Annotated in this window: 20 protein-coding genes; 11 read left to right on the forward strand and 9 right to left on the reverse strand. The window is 70.4% G+C overall.

The window, feature by feature from the left end:
• Both ACZ5CR_RS01750 and ACZ5CR_RS01755 read left to right on the forward strand, forming a co-directional pair.
• On the forward strand, positions 1-2,088 hold the full coding sequence (locus tag ACZ5CR_RS01750; RefSeq protein WP_468852516.1) for an iron ABC transporter permease: 2,088 nt from the start codon (positions 1-3) through the stop codon (positions 2,086-2,088).
• Positions 2,089-2,145: 57 nt separating this feature from the next.
• Positions 2,146-3,273, forward strand: coding sequence for a peptidase C39 family protein (locus ACZ5CR_RS01755; RefSeq protein ID WP_468852518.1), 1,128 nt, complete (start codon positions 2,146-2,148; stop codon positions 3,271-3,273).
• A 152-nt stretch (positions 3,274-3,425) separates the two neighbouring features.
• Here the strand turns inward: ACZ5CR_RS01755 and ACZ5CR_RS01760 are convergent, their stop codons facing one another.
• The gene (locus ACZ5CR_RS01760; RefSeq protein ID WP_468852519.1) at positions 3,426-3,635 is read right to left on the reverse strand and encodes a hypothetical protein; all 210 of its coding nucleotides are present in this window, start codon (positions 3,633-3,635) and stop codon (positions 3,426-3,428) included.
• A 109-nt stretch (positions 3,636-3,744) separates the two neighbouring features.
• On the opposite strand from ACZ5CR_RS01760, the gene ACZ5CR_RS01765 reads away from it, so the two are divergent.
• Positions 3,745-4,359, forward strand: a complete 615-nt coding sequence (locus ACZ5CR_RS01765) for a class I SAM-dependent methyltransferase (RefSeq protein WP_468852521.1) — start codon at positions 3,745-3,747, stop codon at positions 4,357-4,359.
• A gap of 157 nt (positions 4,360-4,516) precedes the next feature.
• On the opposite strand, the gene ACZ5CR_RS01770 is transcribed toward ACZ5CR_RS01765, so the two are convergent.
• Complete coding sequence (locus tag ACZ5CR_RS01770; RefSeq protein WP_468852523.1) at positions 4,517-6,475, reverse strand: acyl-CoA dehydrogenase family protein; 1,959 nt, start codon at positions 6,473-6,475, stop codon at positions 4,517-4,519.
• A 361-nt stretch (positions 6,476-6,836) separates the two neighbouring features.
• Here ACZ5CR_RS01770 and ACZ5CR_RS01775 point away from each other — a divergent pair, with 361 nt between their 5' ends.
• The 3 genes from ACZ5CR_RS01775 to ACZ5CR_RS01785 all read left to right on the forward strand — a co-directional run bounded on the left by ACZ5CR_RS01775 (position 6,837) and on the right by ACZ5CR_RS01785 (position 10,003).
• Positions 6,837-8,111: an MFS transporter gene (locus ACZ5CR_RS01775; RefSeq protein ID WP_468852524.1), complete on the forward strand. Its 1,275-nt coding sequence runs from the start codon at positions 6,837-6,839 to the stop codon at positions 8,109-8,111.
• Between the two features lie 491 nt (positions 8,112-8,602).
• Positions 8,603-8,806, forward strand: coding sequence for a hypothetical protein (locus ACZ5CR_RS01780; RefSeq protein WP_468852526.1), 204 nt, complete (start codon positions 8,603-8,605; stop codon positions 8,804-8,806).
• A gap of 477 nt (positions 8,807-9,283) precedes the next feature.
• Positions 9,284-10,003, forward strand: coding sequence for a peptidoglycan-binding domain-containing protein (locus ACZ5CR_RS01785; protein ID WP_468852527.1), 720 nt, complete (start codon positions 9,284-9,286; stop codon positions 10,001-10,003).
• A 15-nt stretch (positions 10,004-10,018) separates the two neighbouring features.
• Here ACZ5CR_RS01785 and ACZ5CR_RS01790 read toward each other — a convergent pair whose 3' ends face one another.
• The 3 genes from ACZ5CR_RS01790 to ACZ5CR_RS01800 form a co-directional block, all read right to left on the reverse strand.
• Entirely contained in the window at positions 10,019-10,672 is a 654-nt protein-coding gene (locus ACZ5CR_RS01790; RefSeq protein ID WP_468852530.1) for a hypothetical protein, read from the reverse strand.
• Between the two features lie 14 nt (positions 10,673-10,686).
• The gene (locus ACZ5CR_RS01795; RefSeq protein WP_468852533.1) at positions 10,687-12,141 is read right to left on the reverse strand and encodes an alpha/beta hydrolase; all 1,455 of its coding nucleotides are present in this window, start codon (positions 12,139-12,141) and stop codon (positions 10,687-10,689) included.
• Between the two features lie 108 nt (positions 12,142-12,249).
• On the reverse strand, positions 12,250-12,489 hold the full coding sequence (locus ACZ5CR_RS01800; RefSeq protein WP_468852535.1) for a hypothetical protein: 240 nt from the start codon (positions 12,487-12,489) through the stop codon (positions 12,250-12,252).
• Between the two features lie 230 nt (positions 12,490-12,719).
• Between ACZ5CR_RS01800 and ACZ5CR_RS01805 the strand changes: the two genes are divergently transcribed.
• The 5 genes from ACZ5CR_RS01805 to ACZ5CR_RS01825 all read left to right on the forward strand — a co-directional run bounded on the left by ACZ5CR_RS01805 (position 12,720) and on the right by ACZ5CR_RS01825 (position 17,779).
• Complete coding sequence (locus ACZ5CR_RS01805) at positions 12,720-13,916, forward strand: sensor histidine kinase (RefSeq protein WP_468852981.1); 1,197 nt, start codon at positions 12,720-12,722, stop codon at positions 13,914-13,916.
• A complete protein-coding gene (locus ACZ5CR_RS01810; RefSeq protein WP_468852536.1) occupies positions 13,917-14,594 on the forward strand; it encodes a response regulator in 678 nt (225 codons plus the stop codon).
• A gap of 68 nt (positions 14,595-14,662) precedes the next feature.
• Positions 14,663-15,565: an NAD-dependent protein deacetylase gene (locus ACZ5CR_RS01815; RefSeq protein WP_468852539.1), complete on the forward strand. Its 903-nt coding sequence runs from the start codon at positions 14,663-14,665 to the stop codon at positions 15,563-15,565.
• Positions 15,566-15,788: 223 nt separating this feature from the next.
• Positions 15,789-16,613: a PP2C family protein-serine/threonine phosphatase gene (locus tag ACZ5CR_RS01820; protein ID WP_468852541.1), complete on the forward strand. Its 825-nt coding sequence runs from the start codon at positions 15,789-15,791 to the stop codon at positions 16,611-16,613.
• A gap of 125 nt (positions 16,614-16,738) precedes the next feature.
• A complete protein-coding gene (locus tag ACZ5CR_RS01825) occupies positions 16,739-17,779 on the forward strand; it encodes an MASE1 domain-containing protein (RefSeq protein WP_468852543.1) in 1,041 nt (346 codons plus the stop codon).
• 124 nt (positions 17,780-17,903) lie between these two features.
• Here ACZ5CR_RS01825 and ACZ5CR_RS01830 read toward each other — a convergent pair whose 3' ends face one another.
• The 4 genes from ACZ5CR_RS01830 to ACZ5CR_RS01845 are packed head-to-tail and all read right to left on the reverse strand — an operon-like array spanning position 17,904 to position 21,847.
• Complete coding sequence (locus ACZ5CR_RS01830; protein ID WP_468852545.1) at positions 17,904-18,500, reverse strand: GTP-binding protein; 597 nt, start codon at positions 18,498-18,500, stop codon at positions 17,904-17,906.
• Positions 18,481-18,915 carry a DUF742 domain-containing protein gene (locus tag ACZ5CR_RS01835; protein WP_468852546.1) on the reverse strand — a complete coding sequence of 145 codons (435 nt, stop codon included), beginning with the start codon at positions 18,913-18,915 and terminating at the stop codon, positions 18,481-18,483. The genes ACZ5CR_RS01830 and ACZ5CR_RS01835 overlap by 20 nt, the downstream gene beginning before the upstream one ends.
• Positions 18,912-19,376, reverse strand: coding sequence for a roadblock/LC7 domain-containing protein (locus ACZ5CR_RS01840; RefSeq protein WP_468852549.1), 465 nt, complete (start codon positions 19,374-19,376; stop codon positions 18,912-18,914). The genes ACZ5CR_RS01835 and ACZ5CR_RS01840 overlap by 4 nt, the downstream gene beginning before the upstream one ends.
• Complete coding sequence (locus tag ACZ5CR_RS01845) at positions 19,373-21,847, reverse strand: sensor histidine kinase (RefSeq protein WP_468852553.1); 2,475 nt, start codon at positions 21,845-21,847, stop codon at positions 19,373-19,375. Before ACZ5CR_RS01845 ends, ACZ5CR_RS01840 begins: the two co-directional genes overlap by 4 nt.
• Between the last annotated feature and the right edge of the window lie 22 nt (positions 21,848-21,869).

The raw sequence follows: 21,869 nt of genomic DNA on the forward strand, positions 1-21,869 counted from the left end.
ATGACGGCATCCGGAGGGGAAGCGCTGCGGCGCGCCGAGCGCGGCGGCGCCCCCACCGGGGTGGCCGTCCTGGCACTCCTTCTCGCAGCGACCGCCCTGGTGGGCATGTGGCACCTGACGCAGGGGACATCGGGCGTCGGCGTCGGCGACCTGGTGCGGTACCTCGGCGGGGAGCGGGACAGCACCGGCGGGGCGCCGGTCGGTGAGATCCTCACCGGCTCGCGTCTGCCGCGCCTGCTCGCGGGTGTGGCGGTGGGCTTCGCCCTCGGCTGCGCCGGCGCGCTGCTGCAGTCCGTCACGAACAACGCGCTCGCCTCGCCCGACACCCTCGCGGTCACGGCCGGGGCCTACTTCACGCTCTCGCTCGTCACGGCCTTCGGCCTCGCCGTCCCGCTCTGGGCGTCGGGCGCCGTCGCCTTCGCAGGCGGCCTGGTCGCGGCGACGCTGGTGCTGCTCCTCGCGGGCCGGGCAGCGGGCACAGCGGGCACCCGCCTCATCCTCGCCGGATCGGCCATGGCGATGGCCCTGGACGCGGCGACCGCGATGCTTCTCATCCTGTTCAACCAGAACACGACCGGTCTCTTCGCCTGGGGGAGCGGCTCGCTCGCTCAACTGAACATCGACGCGTCGATACGCGCCCTCCCCGTCATGGCCGTGGTGCTGTGCGTGGCTCTGGCGCTGTCCCGGCGGCTGGACGTGATGAACCTCGGCGACGACGCCGCGTCCACCCTCGGCGTGCCGATCCGGACCACCCGTGTGACCGCCGTGATCTGCGCGGTGATCCTGACCAGTACGGCGGTGACGCTCGCGGGCCCGATCGCCTTCGTCGGCCTCGGCGCCCCCGTCCTGGCCCGTCTGATCGCGGGACGGGTCCGGGCACTGCGCCCCCACCTCCTCCTGGTGCCCGCGGCGGGGCTGTTCGGCGCGCTGCTCATCCTGCTCGCGGACGCGTCGCTGCGCGCGGTGCAGGGTGCGGACGGGGCCGCCTCCATTCCCACCGGCGTACCGACCGCACTGCTCGGCGCCGTCGTCATCGTGGTCCTCGCGCTCCGCCTCCGTGACACGGGCGGGCTCCGGCAACCACCGCACGCGCGGGTCGCCGCACGCTCGCGCCGCGCGTTCCTCCTCGTCGTGCTCGGCGCGGTGACACTCCTGGTCGGGGCGGCGCTAGTGGCGGTCCTGGCGGGAAGCCTCTGGCTGCGGACGGGCGACATCGCCCTCTGGGTTCAGGGCACCGCCCCCGATCTGATCGGCCAGGCGCTAGACGACCGGGTCCCGCGCGTGATCGCCGCGATCCTCGCCGGTGCCGCACTCGGTCTTGCCGGATGCGTCGTACAGGGCACGGTGCGTAACCCGCTGGCGGAGCCGGGCGTGCTCGGCATCACGGCGGGCGCGGGACTGGGTGCGGCGGCCGTCGCCACATCGGGCCTGTCCGGCGGACGACCGCTGCTCATCGTGGCCGCGGTCGCCACGGGGCTCGCCACGTTCGCGCTGATCGCCGTGCTGTCCTGGCGCGGCGGATTCCTGCCCGACCGGTTCGTACTGATCGGCATCGGCTGCGGGTACGGCCTCAGTTCCCTCACCACCTTCCTCCTGCTGCGTGCCGACCCGTACAACACGCCCCGGATCTTCACCTGGCTCTCCGGCACGACCTACGGGCGCACGCTGCCCGACGTCGTACCGGTCGCGGTGGCCCTGGCGCTCGCGCTCCCCGTGCTGCTCGCCATGCGCGGCCGGCTCGACCTGCTCGCCGTCGACGAGGACACCCCGCGCATCGTCGGGGTGAGGCCGGTACGCGTGCGCATCGCCGCGCTGACGATCGCCGCGGTGCTCGCGGCGCTCAGCGTGATCGCCGTCGGTGTCGTCGGTTTCGTGGGGCTCGTCGCCCCGCACCTCGCCCGGTCACTGGTGGGCGCCCGGCACGGCCGCGCGATCCCGGTCGCGATGCTGTTCGGCGCACTGCTGGTCTGCGTCGCCGACGCCCTCGGCCGCACGGTCGTCGCACCCGCCCAGGTGCCGGCGGGCCTCATGATCGCCCTGGTCGGCGGTCCGTACTTCATCTGGGTGCTCCGGCGCTCCCGAGCGTGAGCCCGCCCGCCGGTGCCCCCCGTCCCTCGCACCTTCCGATCCGCCAGGAGTGCCGGTATGCCGCCTCAGCAGGAACAGCAGGAACAGTCCGCGAAGGTCGTCGTTGTCCCGTTCGAGCCCGACGGCACCTCGCCGACCGAGCTGAGGCGGCTCGGGCACCACGAGGTGCCGGAGCGTTGGCACACGGTCGACCGTTCCGCTCACGCTCCGCACATCGTGGCCGTTCCAGGTGACGACGGTGTGGACTGGGTCGCTGCCGCGCTCGTGACGGCACGCCCCGGCACGGCCTACTTGAAGATCGTCGACGCCGTCGGCGACGTACAGGCAGCCGTCCAGGCCGTCGTCGCCCACGCACGCGGCCGGGGGCTCGCACAGGTCAAGTGGGAAGGCTGGACGGCGAGCCCGGAGGCCGCCGCTGCCGCCGGCTTCACTCTGCTGCGTCCTCCGCTCACACCGGCGGGGCACGGGGAAGGGCCTGAGGCCGGTTACGTTCGCTGGCTGCGCGACGGCGTGGTGACCGAGCCCCCGTACTACGGGCAGACCACGCACTTCACGTGCGGTGCCGTCACCGCCTTGGTCGCGCAGACCCTGTCCGGGGCGCTGCCGGACAAGGCACTCGACCGCCAGTCCGAGCTGACACTGTGGCGCGACGCGACCAACTTCCCCGCGTGCGAGCCCGTCGGCCTTGGCGTCGCCGTGCGCCGGGCCTGGCCGTCGTCCCCCGTCACCATCCACCTAGATACGGACCGGGCCGTCCTGCTCGACCACTACCCGGACAACGAGCAGGAGTGGCGTGCCCTGCTCCAGCGCACATCGCGTACGGACGCCGTACGGATCGGTGTCCCGATCGACTCGTGCCACCTCCCCATGGCGGCGATCCGGAGCGCGATCGACCGACGCGAACAGGTGCTGCTCCTGGTCTCGCTCGTCGGGATGCAAGGCTTCGACGTACCGCACTGGGTGCTCTGCCACGGCGCCGTACCCGGCGCCATCGTGATCGAGGACCCGTGGGCCAACGCGGCAGCGGGGGACACCTGGGTCGACGCCCATCTGCTGCCCGTTCCCGACCCGTCGCTCGACACCATGTCGAGCATCTCGGCAGACAACTTCCGCGGCGCCGTGGCCATCGGCCACCCGAGGCAGCACGACGCGTCCTCTCCCGAACCGGTCGTCACGGGGCAGTGACACCCCCCAGATCACGCCTCCGACAGGAGGTCCGAGCCTGGGGCGTGTCTGCCTCGCGAGGCTGCTGGTGCGCATCCGCGACGTGCTGACCAAAGAGATGCTCGGCGAGACTCCGGCAAACCCTTCCTCCAGGGGGTCTTCAGGCGACCTGGTCAGCGAGGAATGCTTCCCAGGTCCGGGCGCCGTGCGCGCAGCATCGTCCAGGCGATACCGGAACCGGTGATCGCTTCCTCCGCCGCGCGTTGCGTAGCGAACCAGACCATCGGCATCCGGTCCGCGCCGATCACCGAGATGGGCATGATGTGCCGCACCCCGGCCTCCCGGGCCGTGGCGTCGGCGTCACGGGGGAAGTACGCGGTCACGTTCTGCGGATCCTGGGCGCCGAGGGAGGGCGAAGAGGTGGCTCACCATTCTCGTCAGCAGACCCGCGTGATGACCATGGACACATGCTGCTCACCTATCCTGTCCGACATGAGTCGTTGGGAAGAGCTGACCGGTGGAGTGTCGGGAGAGGACTACGCCGCCCGGTTCGCGGCCCTGGCCGGCAGCGGCAAGGACATGCACGGTGAGGCACAGTTGTGCGCCGCGCTGGTGCCTGCCGGGGCGCGGGTGCTGGATGCCGGGTGCGGCACCGGCCGGGTCATGATCCGGTTGGCTGAGCTGGGGTACGACTGTGTGGGGGTCGACCTGGATGCTTCCATGTTGGCCGTGGCGCGCAGGCAGGCGCCGGAACTGCCCTGGATCCAGGCCGACCTGGCCACGTTCGATCCGGCCGCACTTCGTCTTGCCGCGGACTTCGACCTCGTGGTCGCTGCCGGCAACATCTTCCCGCTCCTTGCTGCCGGAACTGAGGCCGCGGTGATCAGCCGCTTGGCCGCGGCCTTGCGTCCTGGCGGCCTCATGGTCGCCGGATTCGGCCTGGACGAAGCTCACCTGCCGGTGTCGCCCGCCATCACCTTGCCGGAGTACGACGCCTACTGCGCCGCGGCGGGCCTCACCTCCGTCGACCGTTTCGCGACGTGGGACACCCACCCCTACGACGGCGGAGGCTACGCCGTCAGTGTCCATCGGGCGCAAGGCGGCTGATGAGTTCGTCCTGTTCGAGCCTGTACGCCGACGGTGGACTGAACCAGATGGACCCTCGACACTGACTCCGGTGAATCACCGTGCAGGTCTGCCGCTCACCGCATCCGGCATGCAGCGAAGCTCGTCGGAGCAAGCTTCACACGCCGGACGTGGATGCTCACCCCACAAGATCGGGGGAGCGCAGCATCTGGGGCGGGATGTTCCAGGCGTCGACGAGGTCGGTGGCGAGCGGCCGGATCTTGCGGCACAGGTCGTTCACCTCACGGCGGATCGCCTTGGAACGCTGCACCGTCAGCCGGCCGTGCTCCATGAACCAGGCGCGGTCAGCCTCGATCGTGGAAAGGGCGAAGAGGTCGCACAGGAGCCCCAGTGCGACCTTGTTGTCACCATCGGGGAGTCGGCGCATCTTGTCGACGAACGCTTCGAGCACCAGCCGCTCGACATGTGCGTGGGCCACCGCGATGACATGGTCCTGCACCTGTGAGAAGACGACGCCGGGATGGGTCTTCTGGTCCATCCCACGCTTGAGCCGGCGCGCCACACCGGCGAGCATGTGTTCCTCGCGGAATCGGAGCATGGCGAGCTGATACTCCGAATCGAGGAGGCCCGCTTCCTGATCCCACTCATCGCCGCCGGGCAGCAGGTCACGTACCCGCTCCAGCAGTTTGTGGGCCGAGGTCTTCTCGATGACCGTCTCGACGGCGAGGTTCGTGACGTACCGGACCATGCCGCGCTGGTCCATGCTCTCGAACTCGCTTGCGTAGTGGGTGAGCAGGCCCTTCGCCACCAGTTGGAGCAGCACGTGGTTGTCGCCCTCGAACGTCGCGAAGACGTCACTGTCGGCCTTCAGGGCGGCGAACCGGTTGACGGCCAGATAGCCTGCGCCCCCGCACGCCTCGCGGCACTCCTGAATCGTGCGCGTGGCGTGCCAGGTGCCGAGCGCCTTGGTTCCTGCGGCCCGTGCCTCCAGCTCACGCCGTGCGCGTTCGTCGTCCGTGGACCCCGAGAAGACCTCGTGCAGTTGCGTGCGCACGACGTCCTGGGCGAAGTGCAGCGCGTAGGTGCGCGCGACGAGCGGGAGCAGCCGGCGCTGGTGCATGCCGTAGTCGAGGAGCACCTGCTCCTCGTTGTCCGAGGCGGCCTTGAACTGCCTCCGGCGATCGGCGTACTTGGTGGCGATGGCCAGCGCGACCTTGCTGGCGTTGATGGCGCCTCCGCCGACGCTGACCCGCCCCTGCACCAGAGTGCCGAGCATGGTGAAGAAGCGGCGGTCGGGGTTGTCGATCGGGCTCTGGTAGGCGCCCTCGGGAGTGACGTCGGCGAACTTGTTGAGCAGCGCCTCGCGCGGCACGCGTACGCCGTCGAACCAGATCCGGCCGTTGTCCACGCCGTTGAGGCCCATCTTGCGCCCGTCGTCCTCGATCCGGACGCCGGGGGCCACCTCACCGTCGACGCGAATCGGCACCACGAACGCGTGCACCCCTTGGTGCTCTTCGCCCACCTCCAGCTGGGCGAAGACGACCGCAAGCTCGGCGTGCCGGGCCGCGTTGCCGATGTAGTCCTTGCGCGCCTGGTCTGAGCCGGTGGTGATGACGAACTCCTGGCTGTCGGCGTCGTACCGAGCCACGGTGCCCAGCGCCTGGACGTTGGAACCGTGTCCGGTCTCGGTCATCGCGAAGCAGCCCATCAGCTCTCCGGTGATCAGACGCGGCAGGTAGGCCTCGTGGTGGCGTTCGGTGCCCAGGTGCAGGATGGCGCCACCGAAGAGTCCGAACTGCACGCCGACCTTCACCAGTACTGACAGATCGCCGAAGGCGAGCGTCTCGAACGCGGCGATCGATGCGCCGATGTCGCCGCCCCCGCCGTACTCCTTCGGGAATCCCATGCCGGTCTGACCGGTTGCCGCCATCTCGACGACGAGCTCACGCACGCGCTCGCGGAACTCGTCGAAGCCGAGCTGTTCCGCTTCGTCAAGGACGCCTGCGTACGTCGTCAGATTGGCGCGGACCAAACTGCGGACCTCGGCGTATTCGCCGTCGAGCAGATCGGCGAGAGCCTGGACGTCGATGGCGGGCTGCGTGTAGCCGCTCGGGGAGGTGGCGCTGTCGGTGACCATGTCGCCCTGCTACCCGGCGGTAAGACGATCAAATCGGTTGCTTGGTCCATCCGGCGGCGAGCAGGCATCGTCGGCGGCTGGTGCGGTCGTGGTGGCAGCAGCAGCGGTGGTGGGCGTGGCGTGTGGATCCAGGTGAGGGGCGAGGCGCTCGTGGCAGGGCAGGGCAGGGCAGGGCAGGGCAGGGCTCTGCGGGGCGGGGGTGAGTGAGTGCGGGCCGACGATGGTGACGGGCGCCAACGCGTGTACATGGGCAGGCGGCAGTGGGCGATGCCGTCTTCAGATCAGGGACCTCCGTCACAGACGGCCATGTCGCCCTGACTGCTATCTCCTCGCTTCGCCCTCCCGCTGTTAGCCTGCGCCCATGATCAAGGGAGGATCACCCGGCCGAATAGCTGACATAGCTGGGGCCAACAGGTCAGAGCGTGTACTGATCCTGGCCAGCTTCGTGAACCGAGTCGGCAATGGGCTGTTCAACACGGCGGCGGCGCTCTACTTCACGTTGGTCGTGGATCTACCGGCAGTGCAGGTGGGTGCCGCTCTCACCGTCGCCGGTCTGATCGGCCTGCTCGCGGGGATACCGGGAGGTCACCTGGCCGATCGACGTGGGCCGCGCACGATCATGATGCTCGCTCTGACGGTTCAGGCAGTGGCGATGTCCGCTCTCGTGCTTGTCGAGAGCTGGGCTGCGCTCGCGGTCATCGCTACCGTTGATCAGCTTGCCGCAGCCGTCGCCGGGGCAGCCTGGGGAGCTCTCGTGGTCCGGGTCGGTACTGACCGCCCAGCGCTGTTCAGGGCGAAGCTCCGCACTTACGTCAATTTGGGCGTCGTCCTGGGGACCGTGGGTGCCGGATTCGCGGTGACAGTGAATACTCGTACTGCCTACAGCGTGCTGATTCTCGGCAACGCGACCAGCTTTGCACTGTGCGCCCTCCTCCTCTTCCTGCTCCCCAACTACAGGGCATTGGCGCCACCGTCGCAGCAGCGCCGCTGGATCGCTCTCACCGACCGGCCGTTCGTGACCTTCACAGCTCTCTACGGCGCGATGGGGCTGCAATATCCAGTGGTGTCCCTGCTCCTGCCGATATGGATCTCCGAGCACACGACCGCACCGCGCTGGACCGTGGCCGCGGTATCCGCGATCAATGCTGGAGTCTGCGTTCTGTTGCAGACCAGAATCGGATCCCGCATCGAGACGCCGCGCGATGGCGGCAAAGCGTTCCGCACGGCAGGACTGCTCTTCCTCCTCAGCTGTCCGATGATGGCCCTGACCGCGCACGCTCCCGTGTGGGCGGCCGCAGGCCTTGTGGTCGCAGCGATCTTCGTCCACAGCCTCGGGGAGATATGGGAGTCCTCGGCCGGCTTCGCCCTTGGCTTCGGCCTGGCACCAGACCATGCCCAAGGCCAGTACCAAGGGCTTCTCGGGCTCGGCTTCAGCGCGGGCCAGGCGCTCGCCCCGGCCATCCTCACCACCGTCGTGCTCGGACTGGGCACGAGCGGCTGGCTGCTCCTGGGCGCATTCTTCGCCGCGGTGGGCGCCGTCGGCCCGACGATTGAACGCTGGGGCACGCGAACTCGATCGCGACACGGAGTCGCAACTGCGCAATCCAGCGGAGAACCAGACGAGGCGCGCGCATAGCCACGGCCTGGGTTCTGGCGTACAGACTTCCGCGACCACTGTCACCAGGGCAGCAACGGCATGGGGATTCGAACCAGGGCGGAGTCGTCCGGGGTCGGCAATCCAGCGGGGCGACATGTCCGCCCGATCTTCGCCTGGATGTGGTCGGCGTCCTGGCTCCACCCAGTAGGGCGGGTGGGGGGGGGGAAGCAGCCTCCGGTTGGACGTACTTGTCAGCCGCCTGGTGCTCGCGGCACGTTGGGTGCGGAACTCCGGTCGGTAGTTCTCCTTCCACACCGCGAAGTTGATCAGATCGACGACGAAATTCGAGTACGGCGTCGAGCGGTCCCGCAGCAGCCCCGCGCCGTCGCCGTGGCATCCGAAGGGCTCGGGGTTGTGGCCGAACGCCTCGCCCACGCTGGGCTGCGGCAACCGGCCGAGAAGCAGGCTCTTGCTGGTGACCGGCCCGCTCGGCGCACGGCCCGAAGTGCTGCTCGGGCAGCCGCATTCCGGTGGCCAGGAGGGACGCCGTCACACGGTGGTTCGCGGGCTGCTCGCCGTGCACGCCGACCCGCAAGGCTCTCAGCCAGTCGGACGTGCCCCAGGGCGAGTCGGAAGCGGCGGCGGAGCGGCTCCGCGCCCACCGCATCGCGGTCCTGCTCACCCTCCTGAACGGCCTCAAGGCCCTCGGCTCCACGCACCGGTCTCGCCGCTGAGAGCGATGGTCACATCGAGTGATCGCCACCGAGCCCTCAACCTCAACTTTAGCTTCAGTGTCAGCGTCGACTTCAGCTTCAGCCTTCGAGTGTGCAGCCGGTGCGTGGGCCGGCGTACCGCCCTGGAACTGGGGACCGCGCTGCCGCACCGCGGCTGGGCGGTCTTCGCATGGTGCACCACCGCCTCGCGGGCGCGCCGCCGTCCTGCTCAGCGTGGCAGCGCCCGCACCGGCAGCCCCCGACCTACCAGATCACCGTCGGTCAGAAGGGCCCGTGGACCCCACCTGGCGGTGCAACAACCGCACCGCCCGAACCGACGACCGACCAAGCGCTCCCTGATACCCGCTGGGTACAGAACCGCCCGCGGTGTCACGGGGCTTAGCTGGCCCTGAGTCGACCGTCAAGGCAGCCTTAAGGATCGCGGTTCGGGGCCGACGACGGGGGATCGGTGCCGCACGGACGTCTACGTTCGATCATGTGAGTTTCGAAGCAGCCGTCCCAGACCCGTCCATGTACCCAGCGCTTTCCTCCTACCTGACGCGGACACCAGACCGATGCCTGCGTACGGCGTTCGGGGTCTCGCGCCCGGTGGACGGGCCGACGCAGGCGATACCCGCTAGCGCGGCGCCCACCTCCGGCAGAGAGGGAAAGGGCCGCCACCGCGCCTCCCTGCGAGGACAGCGTCGCCTCCACGCCCAAGCCCACACTCATGCCCGCCATGGCGCGATCAAGCCCAGACGGGGCTTCCCACCGCTCTCGTACGGCTATGCGTCCGCAGCCCTGCTCGTCCTCACCGCCGGGCTCCTGGCCCAGTCCCACAGCCGCCCGGCCCCCACCGCTCCGCACGCCGCGCCGCCCGCCCAGCAACCGGACGCTCCCCGCCACGAGACTCCGCCCGTACCCGACAAGACACCCTCCGCGCCCGCCCCGCCCAGCAAGCCCACACCGCACCCGAGCCCTCCGGCGAACACCGAGCACGCATCGAGTGTGCTGCGGGTGGGCAGCACGGGCACCTCTGTACGGCAGTTGCAGGAGCAGCTGGGACAACTACGTCTCTACACCGGCCCCGTGGACGGCTACTACAACCAGGACGTCGCAGCCGCGGTCGCGCGCATGCAACAGTCACGCGCCATCGACGAACCCCTCGGCGTCTACGGCCCGGGCACCCGCAACGCCATCAGCACTGCGGCCATGTGACCGGACGGGCACCGGTCAGCCCACCCCGCCGTCGAGCAGCCAGTGGTAGCGCAGCCGCAGTGCCCGCTCGGTGCTGGCCGCTGCGGCACCGAGCCCGATCAGGATGTTGAGCCAGGTCGGCGGACTGACGGGAGAAGTGAACGTCCCGATGCGTCGGGCAATGGGCTCCACCTCTGATACCGGCTCGACGAACTGGCAGAGGAGGAGTGCCAGGGCGACGACAAGCATGATCGACGAGAGGAATCCGATCGCGCGGCTCAGCGCGGGGTGCGCGGCGTCGAAGTGCGCGCGGCGGCCTTCGGCGGAGTCACGATCCGGGGTGAGTTGGTGCTCAGCCCCCTTGGCGGTGACGTAGTGGCAGCGCTTGAGGCCGAAGCCGCTCCCTCTCACTTCGACGGTGCCGCCCGGGACGGGGAAGAAGGCAGGGAGTCTGGACTGGGCGTGCTGCCTGCCGTCGCGGTACAGGTGGGCTTCGACTACGCCGGTCGACTTGTTCCCCGAATGCTTGACGTCGACGGCGTAGACCGTCTGCCGGCCGTTTTCGTCGGTGAGCCGCAGATGGAACAGTGCGCGGAAGGTCATCTGCCACCAGCGGAAGCGCTTCAGTGCTCGCCCGTCCCCGGGCTTGACCCGCTGCGCGGCCCGACGGCGCCGCAACTCCTTCAACATGTCTCCCCCTCCCGCTATTCGTTCGGCTCGGCCGCGCAGGCGAGGTCTCGCGCCGGGCGCTGCCCGCCGGTCAGGAACGCCGTCACCGCGTCGTTCGCGCACGTGTTGCGGCCGAAGGGGTAGACACCGTGACCGCCCTGGTCGGCGGTCACCATCGTGGCCCTCTTCCCGAACGCGCGCCGCAACTCCTCGGCCCCGACGAGCGGCGTTCCCGGATCGCGTTCGTTCTGCACCATGAGCACGTTCGACGGGCCCCGGTCACCGATGCGGACCGGCGGCTCGACCCGCTTGCCCGGCCAGAACGCGCACGGCCCGACGCCGGCCGTGGACCCGCCAAGCATCGGGTGGGCCACGCGGTCGACCGCGACATTGCGCTGGTACTCCTTGACCGTTCCCGGCCAGCGCGTATCACCGCAGATGACATGGAAACGTGCGGACATGAGGTTCTCCATGTTCGGCAGCGGCGGCACGGGCGGCAGCGGCTTGTCCGTGTCGAGCGCCTGCCAGAACTCGGCCAGCTGAGGCATGAGCGCGTCGGAGTAGAGACGGTCGAACGTGAACCCGCGGAACAGCGTCCCGTCGATTCCCTGGACCGGCTTCGCGTCCAACCGCTCCGCGAGATCGAAGAACTTCGCGGTCACCTGCCGCGGTGTGGCGCCCAGACCGTACTCGGGATGCGCGGCCGCGAACGCCGCGAAGTCCGGGAACCGGTCGTCCATTCCACGGGCGAACCGCCGCATGGCCGTGACGTCGTAACCACCCGGGCCCAGATTGCTGTCGAGCACGATCCGGTCGCTGCGCTTCGGGAACATCGTCGTGTACACCGCACCGAGGTAGGTGCCGTAGGAGTGTCCGAGGTACGACATCTTCGGCGCGCCGAGCGCCGCCCGGATCCGGTCCATGTCCCGCGCCGTGTTCGCTGTGGTGGTGTGGGGCAGCATCGACGCCGTCCGCGAGGTGGCGCACTGCTCGGCGATGGTCCGCGCGTTCCCCGCCTCCCGGGCGACATCGGCATCGGTGTGCGCGTACGGAGCGAAATTGCCGCGCGCCTGCTGCTCGGACGTCAGATCGCAGGTCACCGGTGTGCTGCGGCCGACCCCGCGCGGGTCGAAGCCGACCACGTCGTAGGAGTCGAGCACTTTCTGCGGCAGCCCTGAGCGGGCGAGAACGGCCGGGTAGTCAAGTCCCGCGCCGCCGGGACCGCCCGGATCGGTCAGCAGTACGCCGCGGCGCTGCGAGGGCTTCTCGGAGGCCAGCCGAGAGATCACGATCTCTATCTGCCGACCGTCCGGATCCCGGTAGTCCAGGGGGACTTGGAGCGTCGAGCACTCGAGACGGGGTGCGGCGACGTCCTGCGGACAGGGGCCCCAGCGTACGGTGTCCGGCGTCGCCGCCGATGACACGGCCGGCACAGCGGTCGCGGCCGCCATCGTGGTGGTGGCGAGGGCAAGGGACAGGGATCTGCGCATCTGATGTCCTCCTGAATGAGCGTGCAGGGGGTGTTAGGGGGTGTGAGGGGGTGCCGGGACGCGGCCCGAACGCCGGTATCGGGAGCGAGTCCGTCGTCCCGGATCGCGTCAGGCCGTTTCCCGGCGGGTGTGTGCCCAGCCACCGGACACCACTGCGACGAGCGCGATGAATCCGAGGAGGACCAGCTGGCCGGTGCGACCGCCGGGAACCCAGTCGAAGGCCCCCCACAGCAGTTCGGTTTCCTGGTCGAGCAGACCGCGGATCACCGCCTGGGAGGCCAGGGCCGTCATCGCCATCCCGACCGCCTCAAGGGCAGTGAGACCGTCCTTGAACCCGGCCTTGCGCATCGTGTCTCTCCGTCTCGTATCCCGTTTCCGCGTCCCGCTGTCTCGGCACGTGAACGAGTCTGTCCGTGCGGCATGTACGGCACATCAACCCGGCGGCCCGCGACGTCTTCGACCCCGGGCCAGAACGCCTCCGACTCCGGGCGAGGCGGTCATTGGACTCTGGTCCAGGGCGGATCAGCCCCTGGTCTGACTCACAGGCCATCCAGGTTGGCGACAATGGCCGGGTGAACATCGACGACGCGGCGCCACGGCTCGGGTGGTGGCAGCAGACCTGGCGGCTGGCGGCAGCCGTAGCAGTGGGTATCCCGGCCTGGCTCTACACCGGTGTGCTGCTGCACTGGCAGGGAGATGAAACGGGCACCTGGTTCCACATCGGTGACCCGCTGGTCGCTCTCGGCTGCCTGACGGCGCTCGTGTGGCGGCGGCGTTTCCCGCTCGCTGTCGCCATGGCGGTCGCGATCGGTTCGACGGCCTCGGCGTTGGCCGCAGGTGCCGCGCTGGTGGCACTTGGCTCGATCTCCACCCGCCGCCGACCGGTGGAGATCGCGGTCGTCGTGCTGGCCTACGTGACCGCGGCGCAGTTCGCCGTCGAGGTCTACCCGGTCCAGAGCCCGCCCGGTACGTGGTGGATCCAGCTCACGATGCCCGCACTGACGGCGGGCATCGCGGTGGCCGTGGGCATGGCCATCGGCGCGCGCCGTGTCGAAGTACGGTCCTTGCGGGACCGGGCGGAGAGCGCCGAACGGGAACAGACCGCACGAGCGGCGCAGACACGGGCCCAGGAACGCAACCGGATCGCCCGCGAGATGCACGACGTGCTCGCGCACCGGATCTCCCTGGTGGCCATGCAGGCCGGAGTGCTCGATCACCGAAGCGGTCTCAGCACCGAGGAGAACCGTGTGCTGGTCCGCGGCATCGCCGAGGGCTCCCACCAAGCCCTGGAAGAACTACGGGACGTCCTCGGTGTGCTCCGGGCAGACCCGGAGCACCCGGAACCACCACAACCCTCCCTCGACGGGATCCCCGACCTGGTGGCCGACGCCCGCTCATCCGGCCTGGACGCCACGCTCACCACCACCGTGGACGGAACACCGTCCGACGTCGTCGGACGCACCTGCTACCGGGTCGTCCAGGAAGGACTGACCAACGCCGCCAAACACGCCCCAGGCGCACCCGTGCACGTCACCCTCGAAGGATCGGCGGGCGACCAACTCGACGTCAGCGTCCGCAACTCCCCGGCCACCACTTCCTCGGCGGCCGCCACAAGAGCCGCGCAACGACCGGCATCGGGGTTCGGACTCCTGGGCCTGACCGAACGAGTGGGCCTCGCGGGCGGAAGACTCGACCATCACCCCACACGCGACCGCGGCTACCTCCTCACCGCGCGACTACCCTGGCCGAACCCCACCCACGAAAAGAGAACTTGAGTGGACAGCGAGCGGCAGCCGGTGCGTGTCGTCATCGTCGACGACGAAGAGCTGGTGCGCATGGCGCTGCGACTGGTCATCGACGGCGAACCGGATCTGACCGTCGTCGCGGAGGCGGCCGACGGCAACGCCGCGATCACCGTGGTGGACGAGCAGCAACCGGACGTCGTGCTGATGGACGTGCGGATGCCGGGACGCGACGGTCTCAGCGCGACCCGGGAGCTGCTCACCCGAGCGGTGCCACCCCGGGTGCTCATGCTGACGACATTCGACTCCGACGACCTGGTGCTCGGCGCACTGCGCGCCGGAGCACTGGGGTTCGTCCTCAAGGACACCCGGCCGGCACAGATTCTCGACGCGGTGCGGACCGTCGCGGAAGGCGAGCCCGTGCTGTCCCCGGCGGCCGCCGCGCGAGTGATCGCTGCGGCCACCGGCCCGCAGTCCGCTCACGTCCGTGAACCGTCGCGCGGCGCCGCACGGAAAAAGCTGTCCACCCTCACCGAACGAGAACGCGAAACCGCCGAGGCCATCGCGGACGGCCTCGGCAACCCGGAGATCGCCCGGCGGCTGCACATCAGCATCGCGACCGTCAAGGCACACACCGGCAACCTGTTCGCCAAGCTGGCGGTGGAGAACCGGGTACAGATCGCACTCCTGGTGCGCGACGCGGAGGAATGAGCCCGAGGCAGAAGGCTGACGGCCGTACCGAGTCACGCGTGGCGCGCCCGAAACGTAAGCTGGCAGCTATGCGGACGCGACCCACGCTGACCTGGGAGCCTTCTGGCGGCTTGCTCCCGGCCTCGACCGACCTCACGGCTGTCGTCGAGGCGGTGCGCGCAGGCGGGGTCGTGGTGCTGAGCGGGGCCGGTCTTTCCACCGAGTCAGGTATCCCGGACTACCGCGGGGAGCACGGCTCCCTGCGGCGGCACACTCCCATGACGTATCAGGAGTTCGTCGGCGCCGAGCAGGCCCGGCAGCGGTACTGGGCTCGCAGTCAGCTGGGGTGGCGGGCCATGACACGGGCCCGTCCGAATGCCGGTCATCGGGCCGTCACCACCTTGGCCGAAGCAGGCCTGGTCACCGGTGTGATCACACAGAACGTCGACGGGCTGCAGCAGTCCGCCGGGGCCCGCGACGTCATCGACCTCCACGGGAGCCTGAGCCGGGTGGTCTGTCTGGCCTGTGGGCGAGCCAGCGCCCGTTCGGAGCTCGACCAACGGCTGCGTGAAGCCAATCCGGGGTTCGAGGCCGCCGCCGAGCGCTACCGTGCGGCGCGGGTCAATCCGGACGGTGACGTGGAACTGCCCGACGAGGCGGTTCGTGAGTTCCGGGTGGTGGCGTGTGCGGCCTGTGGCAACGGCGTGCTCAAGCCGGACGTGGTCTTCTTCGGTGAGAACGTGCCCCCGGAGCGGGTCGCGGCGTGTCGGCACCTTGTCGAGGAGGCTGCCGTCCTGCTCGTGCTCGGCTCTTCCCTCACGGTCATGTCCGGGCTGCGCTTCGTGCGCCAGGCGGCGCAGTCCGGCACGCCGGTCCTGATCGTCAATCAGGGCCCGACCCGAGGTGACCGCTGGGCCACCCAGCGAGTCGAACTGCCGCTGGGGGAGGCGCTGCCCGCCCTGGTGGCGCGGGTGTGTTCCGGAGGGCGATAGGCCGGGCCCGGCTGTGACGGCCGGGCTGTGACGTCATCTGGCGTCCGGCACGACGGTGGTCACTCCGACAGCTCAGGGAGCGGCGTGGGCCTCCGGCGGAGACGTGACAGGGTGCGACCTCCGCCATCTGCGGGCAGACTTGATCAGGACGTTGTGCCAGTGGTGCAGGTGGCGGAAGACAGCTGAACTGACGCGGGGTGCTCTCGCGGAACCGGGGCGATCAATGTTCCGTACGCAGGCGGCCGACGACGGTGACGAGCTGCTTGCCAGGCTCGGGGCGCTGACCGCCCGGGCCCGGGAGCTCGCGGAGATGCAGCGTTCCCGGGTGGAGCTGGCAGTGGCGCTGCAGCGCGGCATGCTGCCCCACGACCTTCCGCAGCCTCCGGGCGTCCGGCTGGCCGTGGGCTACATGCCCGCCAATCACGGGCTCAACGTCGGGGGAGACTGGTATGACGCCTTCACCATGCCCGACGGCCGTATCGGCCTGTCCATCGGTGACGTGCAGGGGCACAACATCAAGGCCGCCGCGTTCATGGGGCAGGTCCGTGTGGGATTGCGTGCGCTGGCGTCCGTCACGGGCGACCCGGGGGAACTGCTCACGCGTACCAACGATCTCCTGGTCTCCCTGGGCGCGGACCTCTTCGCCACGTGTACTTTCCTTCGGCTTGATCCGGCTACGGGCGTCCTGGAGTGCGCTCGGGCCGGCCACATTCCCCACATCTGGGCCACGGCCGACGGCCGGTCCGGTGTCGACGAAGGTGAGTGCGGCCCGCCGCTCGGGGTGCTCGAAGGCGCCGAGTACCCCGTGGTGTGCCACCGGCTCAGCACGGACGGCGTCGTCGTGCTGCTGACCGACGGGGTGGTGGAGGGGCCGTCACTGAGTCTCGACGAAGGCCTGCGGCGGGTGATGCGCCTGGCCGAGATCACTACCGCTGCCGGTCTTGGGATCGACACTCTTGTGGGCGGTGTGATGCGGCTGGCGGACACAGTGGGGCATGAGGACGATGCCGCCGTCCTTGTCGTCGGCCACGACGGAGGCGCCCTCTAGAGGGGGCCACCGCATGCCCGCGGATGTAGGCGAGGGGAAAGAGGTCCCGCAGGTCACGGCCGCGCTCGGACAGGGGCCGGGGCCCTCGCATGGCCGAAGTGGTCCGCTCGGTGTCTGATGGCTCTGTGTTGGTGACTCGGCGGTTCCGGCTGTCCTTGGAGGTGGTCCTCAAGACACTGGCCGTGGCCGCCTGCTACTACGTGGCCGGGCGTCTGGGTCTGCTGGGTCGACTCACCGTCGAAGGCGTGGTCGTCACACCCATTTGGCCGCCCACCGGGGTCGCCGTCGCCGCACTGCTTGTCTACGGCGTTTCGGTCTGGCCCGGGATCGCCGTCGGTTCCTTCCTCACCATCGCGTCCCTCACCACCCCGCAGCTCACCACACTGATCACCGTGGCGGGCAACACCGTCGCACCGCTCTGCGCCTATCTGATGCTGCGGCGGGCCGGTTTCCGGGTCGGGATCTCACGTCTGCGGGACGGTCTGGCCCTGGTCTTCCTCGGCGGGCTCGGAGCCATGCTGATCAGCGCCACGGCGGGGGTCGGGCTGCAGGTGCTGACCGGTCGACTGGACACGGGGGAGTTCTGGGCCGTGTGGCTGGCCTGGTGGGTGGGCGATGCGATGGGCGTCCTGCTGGTCACGCCCCTCCTGCTCGTGCTGGTGGGAGCGGCCGGCCCAGTGCGACTGAAGCGGTGGAAGGAGATGCTGTTCCTGGGCCTCGCGGCCTTGATCGTCGTACCTCTGGCCGTGGTCGGCGAATTGAGCCTGCTCTTCCTCGTCTTCCCGCTGATCATCTGGGTGGCGTTGCGCTTCCAGCTGGCAGGGAGCATGGTGTGCGCGCTGTTCGCGTCGGTGCTGACCACCTTCGAGGCGAGTACGCAGCAAGGCGCCTTCCTCAACCTTTCGGCCATCGAGATCATGACCAAACTTCAGGCGTTCAACGGTGCCACCGCACTGACGGCGCTCTTGTTGTCCGCCATGGTCGCCGAACAGCGCGCCACCCGACGATCGGTGCAGAATGCCTGTCGGGAACTCGCGGAGGTGCTGGAGCACCTCGCCGCGGGGGAGACCCCGCCCGACCTGTCCGACGGGCGCGCTGACAGTCACACCGCCAGTCTCCGTACCGACGACTCGGTGTCGGAGACGGACAGCCACCGGGAGATGTGAGCGCCCCCTCCGCGCCGGGCGCCGAGGCACTCAAGACGCGGGAGTGAAGCCCCAGGGCAATCCGGTACGGCTTCGCCGCATACGGGTTCAGCGGTCCGTCCACATCCCCCAACGCGCCCGGCGTTCAGTGGATCGCCAGCTCCCGGCTCAGGACGTGTTCGACCAGGGAGATCAGGACCTCCTTGCCGGACTCCCGGTCGCGCACGTCGCAGAGCAGGACGGGCGTGTCGGGGTTCAGGTCGAGCGCGCGTGCCACCGCGTCCGGGGTGTGGCTGCGGATCCCGTCGAAGCAGTTCACCGCGACGATGAAGGGGATGCCGCGGCTCTCGAAGTAGTCCACGGCGGGGAAGCAGTCCGCGAGGCGGCGAGTGTCGGCGAGGACGACCGCGCCGAGGCTGCCCGTGGCCAGCTCGTCCCAGACGAACCAGAATCGGTCCTGGCCGGGTGTGCCGAACAGGTACAGGGCGAGGTTGTCCCGCAGGGAGATGCGGCCGAAGTCCATGGCGACCGTGGTCGTGGTCTTTGTGGCCACCCCCTTGAGGCTGTCCACCGGGCGCGACGCTTCGGTGAGGGGTTCCTCGGTACGCAGGGGACGGATTTCGCTGACCGATTCCACCAGCGTGGTCTTCCCGACGCCGAAGCCGCCGGCGATCAGGAGCTTGAGCGCGGTGAAGTCGGCGGGCGCCGAATGACGGGTGCGGTCAGAGTGCGCGGAGGCCATTGATCACTTCTCGCAGGAGGTGGGCGTGGGGACGTTCGTTCCCGGTGGCGGTGGAATCGGGCGGGGTGATGTGGATCAGGCCCTGCGCCGTGAGGTCGCCGAGGAGGACTCGGACCACACCGAGGGGCAGCCCCGAGTCGGACGCGAGGTCCGCGACAGGGTGCGGACCGCGGGCGCACCGGGCCAACAGCGCGCGCTGCTCGGGCGGGAGCGGGCCGCGCGGGGTGGAGGCGGTGGGCCGGACGATCGCCATCAGGTCGACGCGCTCCGCGCCGTTGTCCGTGCGGGCGCGACCGGCGGTCATGGCGTAGAGCCTGACCAAGGGGCCTGCCTCGTCGTCGTACCGGTCGGTCCAGGCTTCGCCGAAGCGGTCGCCCGGACCGTCCCGGCGGCGGTGGGGGGACTGGTCCGTCATGAGGCCTCGCCGTCCGGCGTCGGCGTGTCGTTGGTCCGCAGGGGGACGGTGAGATGTTCGCGCACCCGATCGACCAGCAGGGCCATCTCGTACGCCACCAGGCCGATGTCGGCGTGCCCGTCGGTGAACACGGCGATGCAGGAGCCGTCCCCGGCGGCGATCACGAAGAGGAACCCTCCCTGCAGCTCGACCATCGTCTGGACGACGCCGCCCGCGTCGAAGTGCCGGCCCGCTCCCTTGGCGAGGGAGTGGAAGCCGGAGGCGATGGCGGCGAAGCGCTCGGACTCGTCGCGGCCCATGCCGTGCGAGGCGCCGACGCACAGGCCGTCGGTGGACAGCATGACCGCGTAGCGCACCTCCGTGACGCGGTCGACGAAGTCGTCGAGGAGCCAGTCGATGCCGCCCTCGCCGTGGTCGTCGCTCTGGTCGCCCAGGGAGGTGACGGAGTAGGTCGGCGTCATCGGTCGGTGAACCCTTCGTCGTTCGCTGCGTGGTGGTCGGGCGAGGGGCCCGGGGCGCCGGGTCCGGCCGGTTCGTCGCGGGTGGCGGAGGCACGGCGCCGGCCGGAGCGCAGCGACGCCATCGTGGCGCGGGCGGCTTCCGGTGAACGGACGGCCGGGCTCTGGGCAGGGTGCGGGCTCGCGCTCGCGTCCTCGTCCTTCGCGAGGTCCTTGCGCAGTTCGGGGGCGAGGCTGGCCTGGCGCACCCGGCGCGGCAGTCCCTCCTCTGCGTCAGGTCTGTCCGGTCGGTCTGGTCCGTCCGGCTCGTTCGGCTCGCGAGCGGGCCGCGCGGTGGGGGCGGGCGGGGTCTGGGGCTGCTGGGGTGCGGCGTGCCGGGCGCGGCCGGGGAGTTGGCGGGGCGCCGGCTCACCGTGCGGGAGGTGGGGCTCCGTCCGGGGTGCGGCCTTCGGTTCCTGGCGGTGGTGCCGCTGGGCGGGGATGCGCTCGAGAGCCGGTGCGAGGTCTGGTGCGGTGCGGGGCTCCATCGCCCGTGGCGGCTCCGGCTCGGGCAGGGGGCGCAGGCCCGGGTGCGGGGCCTCCAAGAGCTGCTGCGGGAGGAAGACGAGGGCGGTGATGCCGCCGTAGACCGAGCGGCGCAGGGTCACATCGAGGTGCTGTCGCTCGGCGAGGCGGTTGACCACGAACAGGCCCAGCTGGCGCGAGTCGAGCAGGTCGACGTCCGCGGCCTGGATCTTCTCGTTGGCCGCGGCGAGCGCCTCGTCGCTCATGCCGAGACCGCGGTCCTCGATCTCAAGGACGGCGCCCGCCCCGACTTCCTGGCCGCGCACCACCACGGGGGTGTGCGGCGGCGAGTAGGAGGCGGCGTTCTCGGTGAGCTCGGCGACGAGGTGGATGAGGTCGGCGACCGCCGTGCCTGCCAGACGCAGGTCGGGGATGTCGTGCAGTTGGACCCGCTCGATATCCGCCGTCTCCGCGATGCCCGCGCGCACGGCATCGATCAGTGGGACCGGATTGCGCCAGGCGCGGCCGGGAGCGGAGCCGGAGAGGATCAGCAGGGACTCGGCGTGGCGGCGCATCCGCGTCGTCAGATGGTCCAGGCGGAAGAGATCCTCCAGATCCGTGGGGTTCTCGGTACGGCGCTCCATGGTGTCGAGAAGTTCCAGCTGCCGGTGCAGCAACAGTTGGCTGCGGCGGGCGAGGCTGACGTACACGCCCGAGACACCTGTGAGCACGGCGGCGCGGCCCTCGACGGCGCGCAGCGCGGCGCGCTGCACCGTGGTCAGTGCCGCGCCGACCTGGCCGACCTCGTCCCGGACAGGCTCGTGGGAGAGCGGCGCTTCCTTCTCCAGGTCGAGGCCGTCGCCGCCGTGGATGCGGCGGATGGCGGCCGGGAGCCGATGGGCGGCGAGTTCCAACGCGGAGTTGCGCAGTCCGGTCAGATCGTCGACGAGGCCGCGACCGATGCGTACGGAGAGCAGGAGCGCGAGGATCACACCGAGCAGGCCGAGGAGTACGGCGAGGCCGGAACCGCCCAGGTTCGACAGGGAGTACGGCTTGGCGTCGGCGCCCGTGTCGATCGCGCTCCGCTCGGCGGCGGCGAGTCCGGACAGGGTGGGACCGGCGACAGAGCGCCAGTGCGCTGCGGTCACCGCGGTGGCGGCGCCGGAGGGGGCGGCAGCGAGGACGTCGTCCTGGGCGGTGGCGAGGCCGGCGGCGGCGCGGGAGCCGAGCACTTTGCGGTAGGCGGCGGCGTCCTGGGCCCGCAGGTCGGACACCGCCGCGTGGGCGAAGGCACGCTCCTCGGCGACGTCGCCGACGAACGTACGGTGCTGGGCCGCGGACATGGTCCCGCTTGCCTGCGCGGCGCCGAGCACGGCGTCCTGGCGGCTCAACGCGTCCCGGGAGCGGGCCAGTTCGAGCACGGTTCGGGTGTCGGAGGCACGGTCGGGCTGGTCGGCGCCCGCGAGCCCGGAGCGGACCGCGAAGGCCCGGTCGACGGCCGTTCCGTAGTCGGAGAGCACGGCGGAGGCGCCGCGGGTGCTCTCGCGCCGCTCACCGAGCGCCCCGGCGCTCGCGAGCAGGGAGCGGACCCGGCCGGGCAGCGCGGCGTCGAGGGCCGCGAGGTCGGTGCTGCTGGAGCGGACGCCCGCGCGCAGCGCCGTGACGGATCTGTCCGTACGGGCCTGCGCGGCGTCGAAGTCGCGGCGGGCGGTGCCGCCGGGCGCGGCACGGTACTTCAGGGCTACGGCCCGCTCATCCTGCACCGCGGAGGTGAACTGGGCGACGGGCCGCACCAGGGTCGAGTCGATCTGGCGCAGCTGCTCGGTGGCCGAGACCTGGGAGGCGGTGGTGACGGCCGCGTGTCCCCACAAGGCCATCAGGGAGAGGACCGGCACGGTCAGCAGGGTGACGACTTTCGCGCGGATCGATTTGGGGCGCCAGCGTTGGGGCACCAGAGGGCGTGCGGGCATGACGAAGGGGCTCCTTGGCGGT

Source organism: Streptomyces sp. NPDC031274 (assembly GCF_055570235.1).

What these genes read in the sequence shown, in the direction of transcription:
- ACZ5CR_RS01820 (WP_468852541.1), top strand. Translation starts at nt 15,789, where the DNA reads ATGTTCCGTACGCAGGCGGCCGACGACGGTGACGAGCTGCTTGCCAGG.
- ACZ5CR_RS01845 (WP_468852553.1), bottom strand. Translation starts at nt 21,847, where the DNA reads ATGCCCGCACGCCCTCTGGTGCCCCAACGCTGGCGCCCCAAATCGATC.
- ACZ5CR_RS01830 (WP_468852545.1), bottom strand. Translation starts at nt 18,500, where the DNA reads ATGGCCTCCGCGCACTCTGACCGCACCCGTCATTCGGCGCCCGCCGAC.
- ACZ5CR_RS01755 (WP_468852518.1), top strand. Translation starts at nt 2,146, where the DNA reads ATGCCGCCTCAGCAGGAACAGCAGGAACAGTCCGCGAAGGTCGTCGTT.
- ACZ5CR_RS01815 (WP_468852539.1), top strand. Translation starts at nt 14,663, where the DNA reads ATGCGGACGCGACCCACGCTGACCTGGGAGCCTTCTGGCGGCTTGCTC.
- ACZ5CR_RS01790 (WP_468852530.1), bottom strand. Translation starts at nt 10,672, where the DNA reads ATGTTGAAGGAGTTGCGGCGCCGTCGGGCCGCGCAGCGGGTCAAGCCC.
- ACZ5CR_RS01775 (WP_468852524.1), top strand. Translation starts at nt 6,837, where the DNA reads ATGATCAAGGGAGGATCACCCGGCCGAATAGCTGACATAGCTGGGGCC.
- ACZ5CR_RS01765 (WP_468852521.1), top strand. Translation starts at nt 3,745, where the DNA reads ATGAGTCGTTGGGAAGAGCTGACCGGTGGAGTGTCGGGAGAGGACTAC.
- ACZ5CR_RS01800 (WP_468852535.1), bottom strand. Translation starts at nt 12,489, where the DNA reads ATGCGCAAGGCCGGGTTCAAGGACGGTCTCACTGCCCTTGAGGCGGTC.
- ACZ5CR_RS01795 (WP_468852533.1), bottom strand. Translation starts at nt 12,141, where the DNA reads ATGCGCAGATCCCTGTCCCTTGCCCTCGCCACCACCACGATGGCGGCC.
- ACZ5CR_RS01835 (WP_468852546.1), bottom strand. Translation starts at nt 18,915, where the DNA reads ATGACGGACCAGTCCCCCCACCGCCGCCGGGACGGTCCGGGCGACCGC.
- ACZ5CR_RS01770 (WP_468852523.1), bottom strand. Translation starts at nt 6,475, where the DNA reads ATGGTCACCGACAGCGCCACCTCCCCGAGCGGCTACACGCAGCCCGCC.
- ACZ5CR_RS01750 (WP_468852516.1), top strand. Translation starts at nt 1, where the DNA reads ATGACGGCATCCGGAGGGGAAGCGCTGCGGCGCGCCGAGCGCGGCGGC.
- ACZ5CR_RS01840 (WP_468852549.1), bottom strand. Translation starts at nt 19,376, where the DNA reads ATGACGCCGACCTACTCCGTCACCTCCCTGGGCGACCAGAGCGACGAC.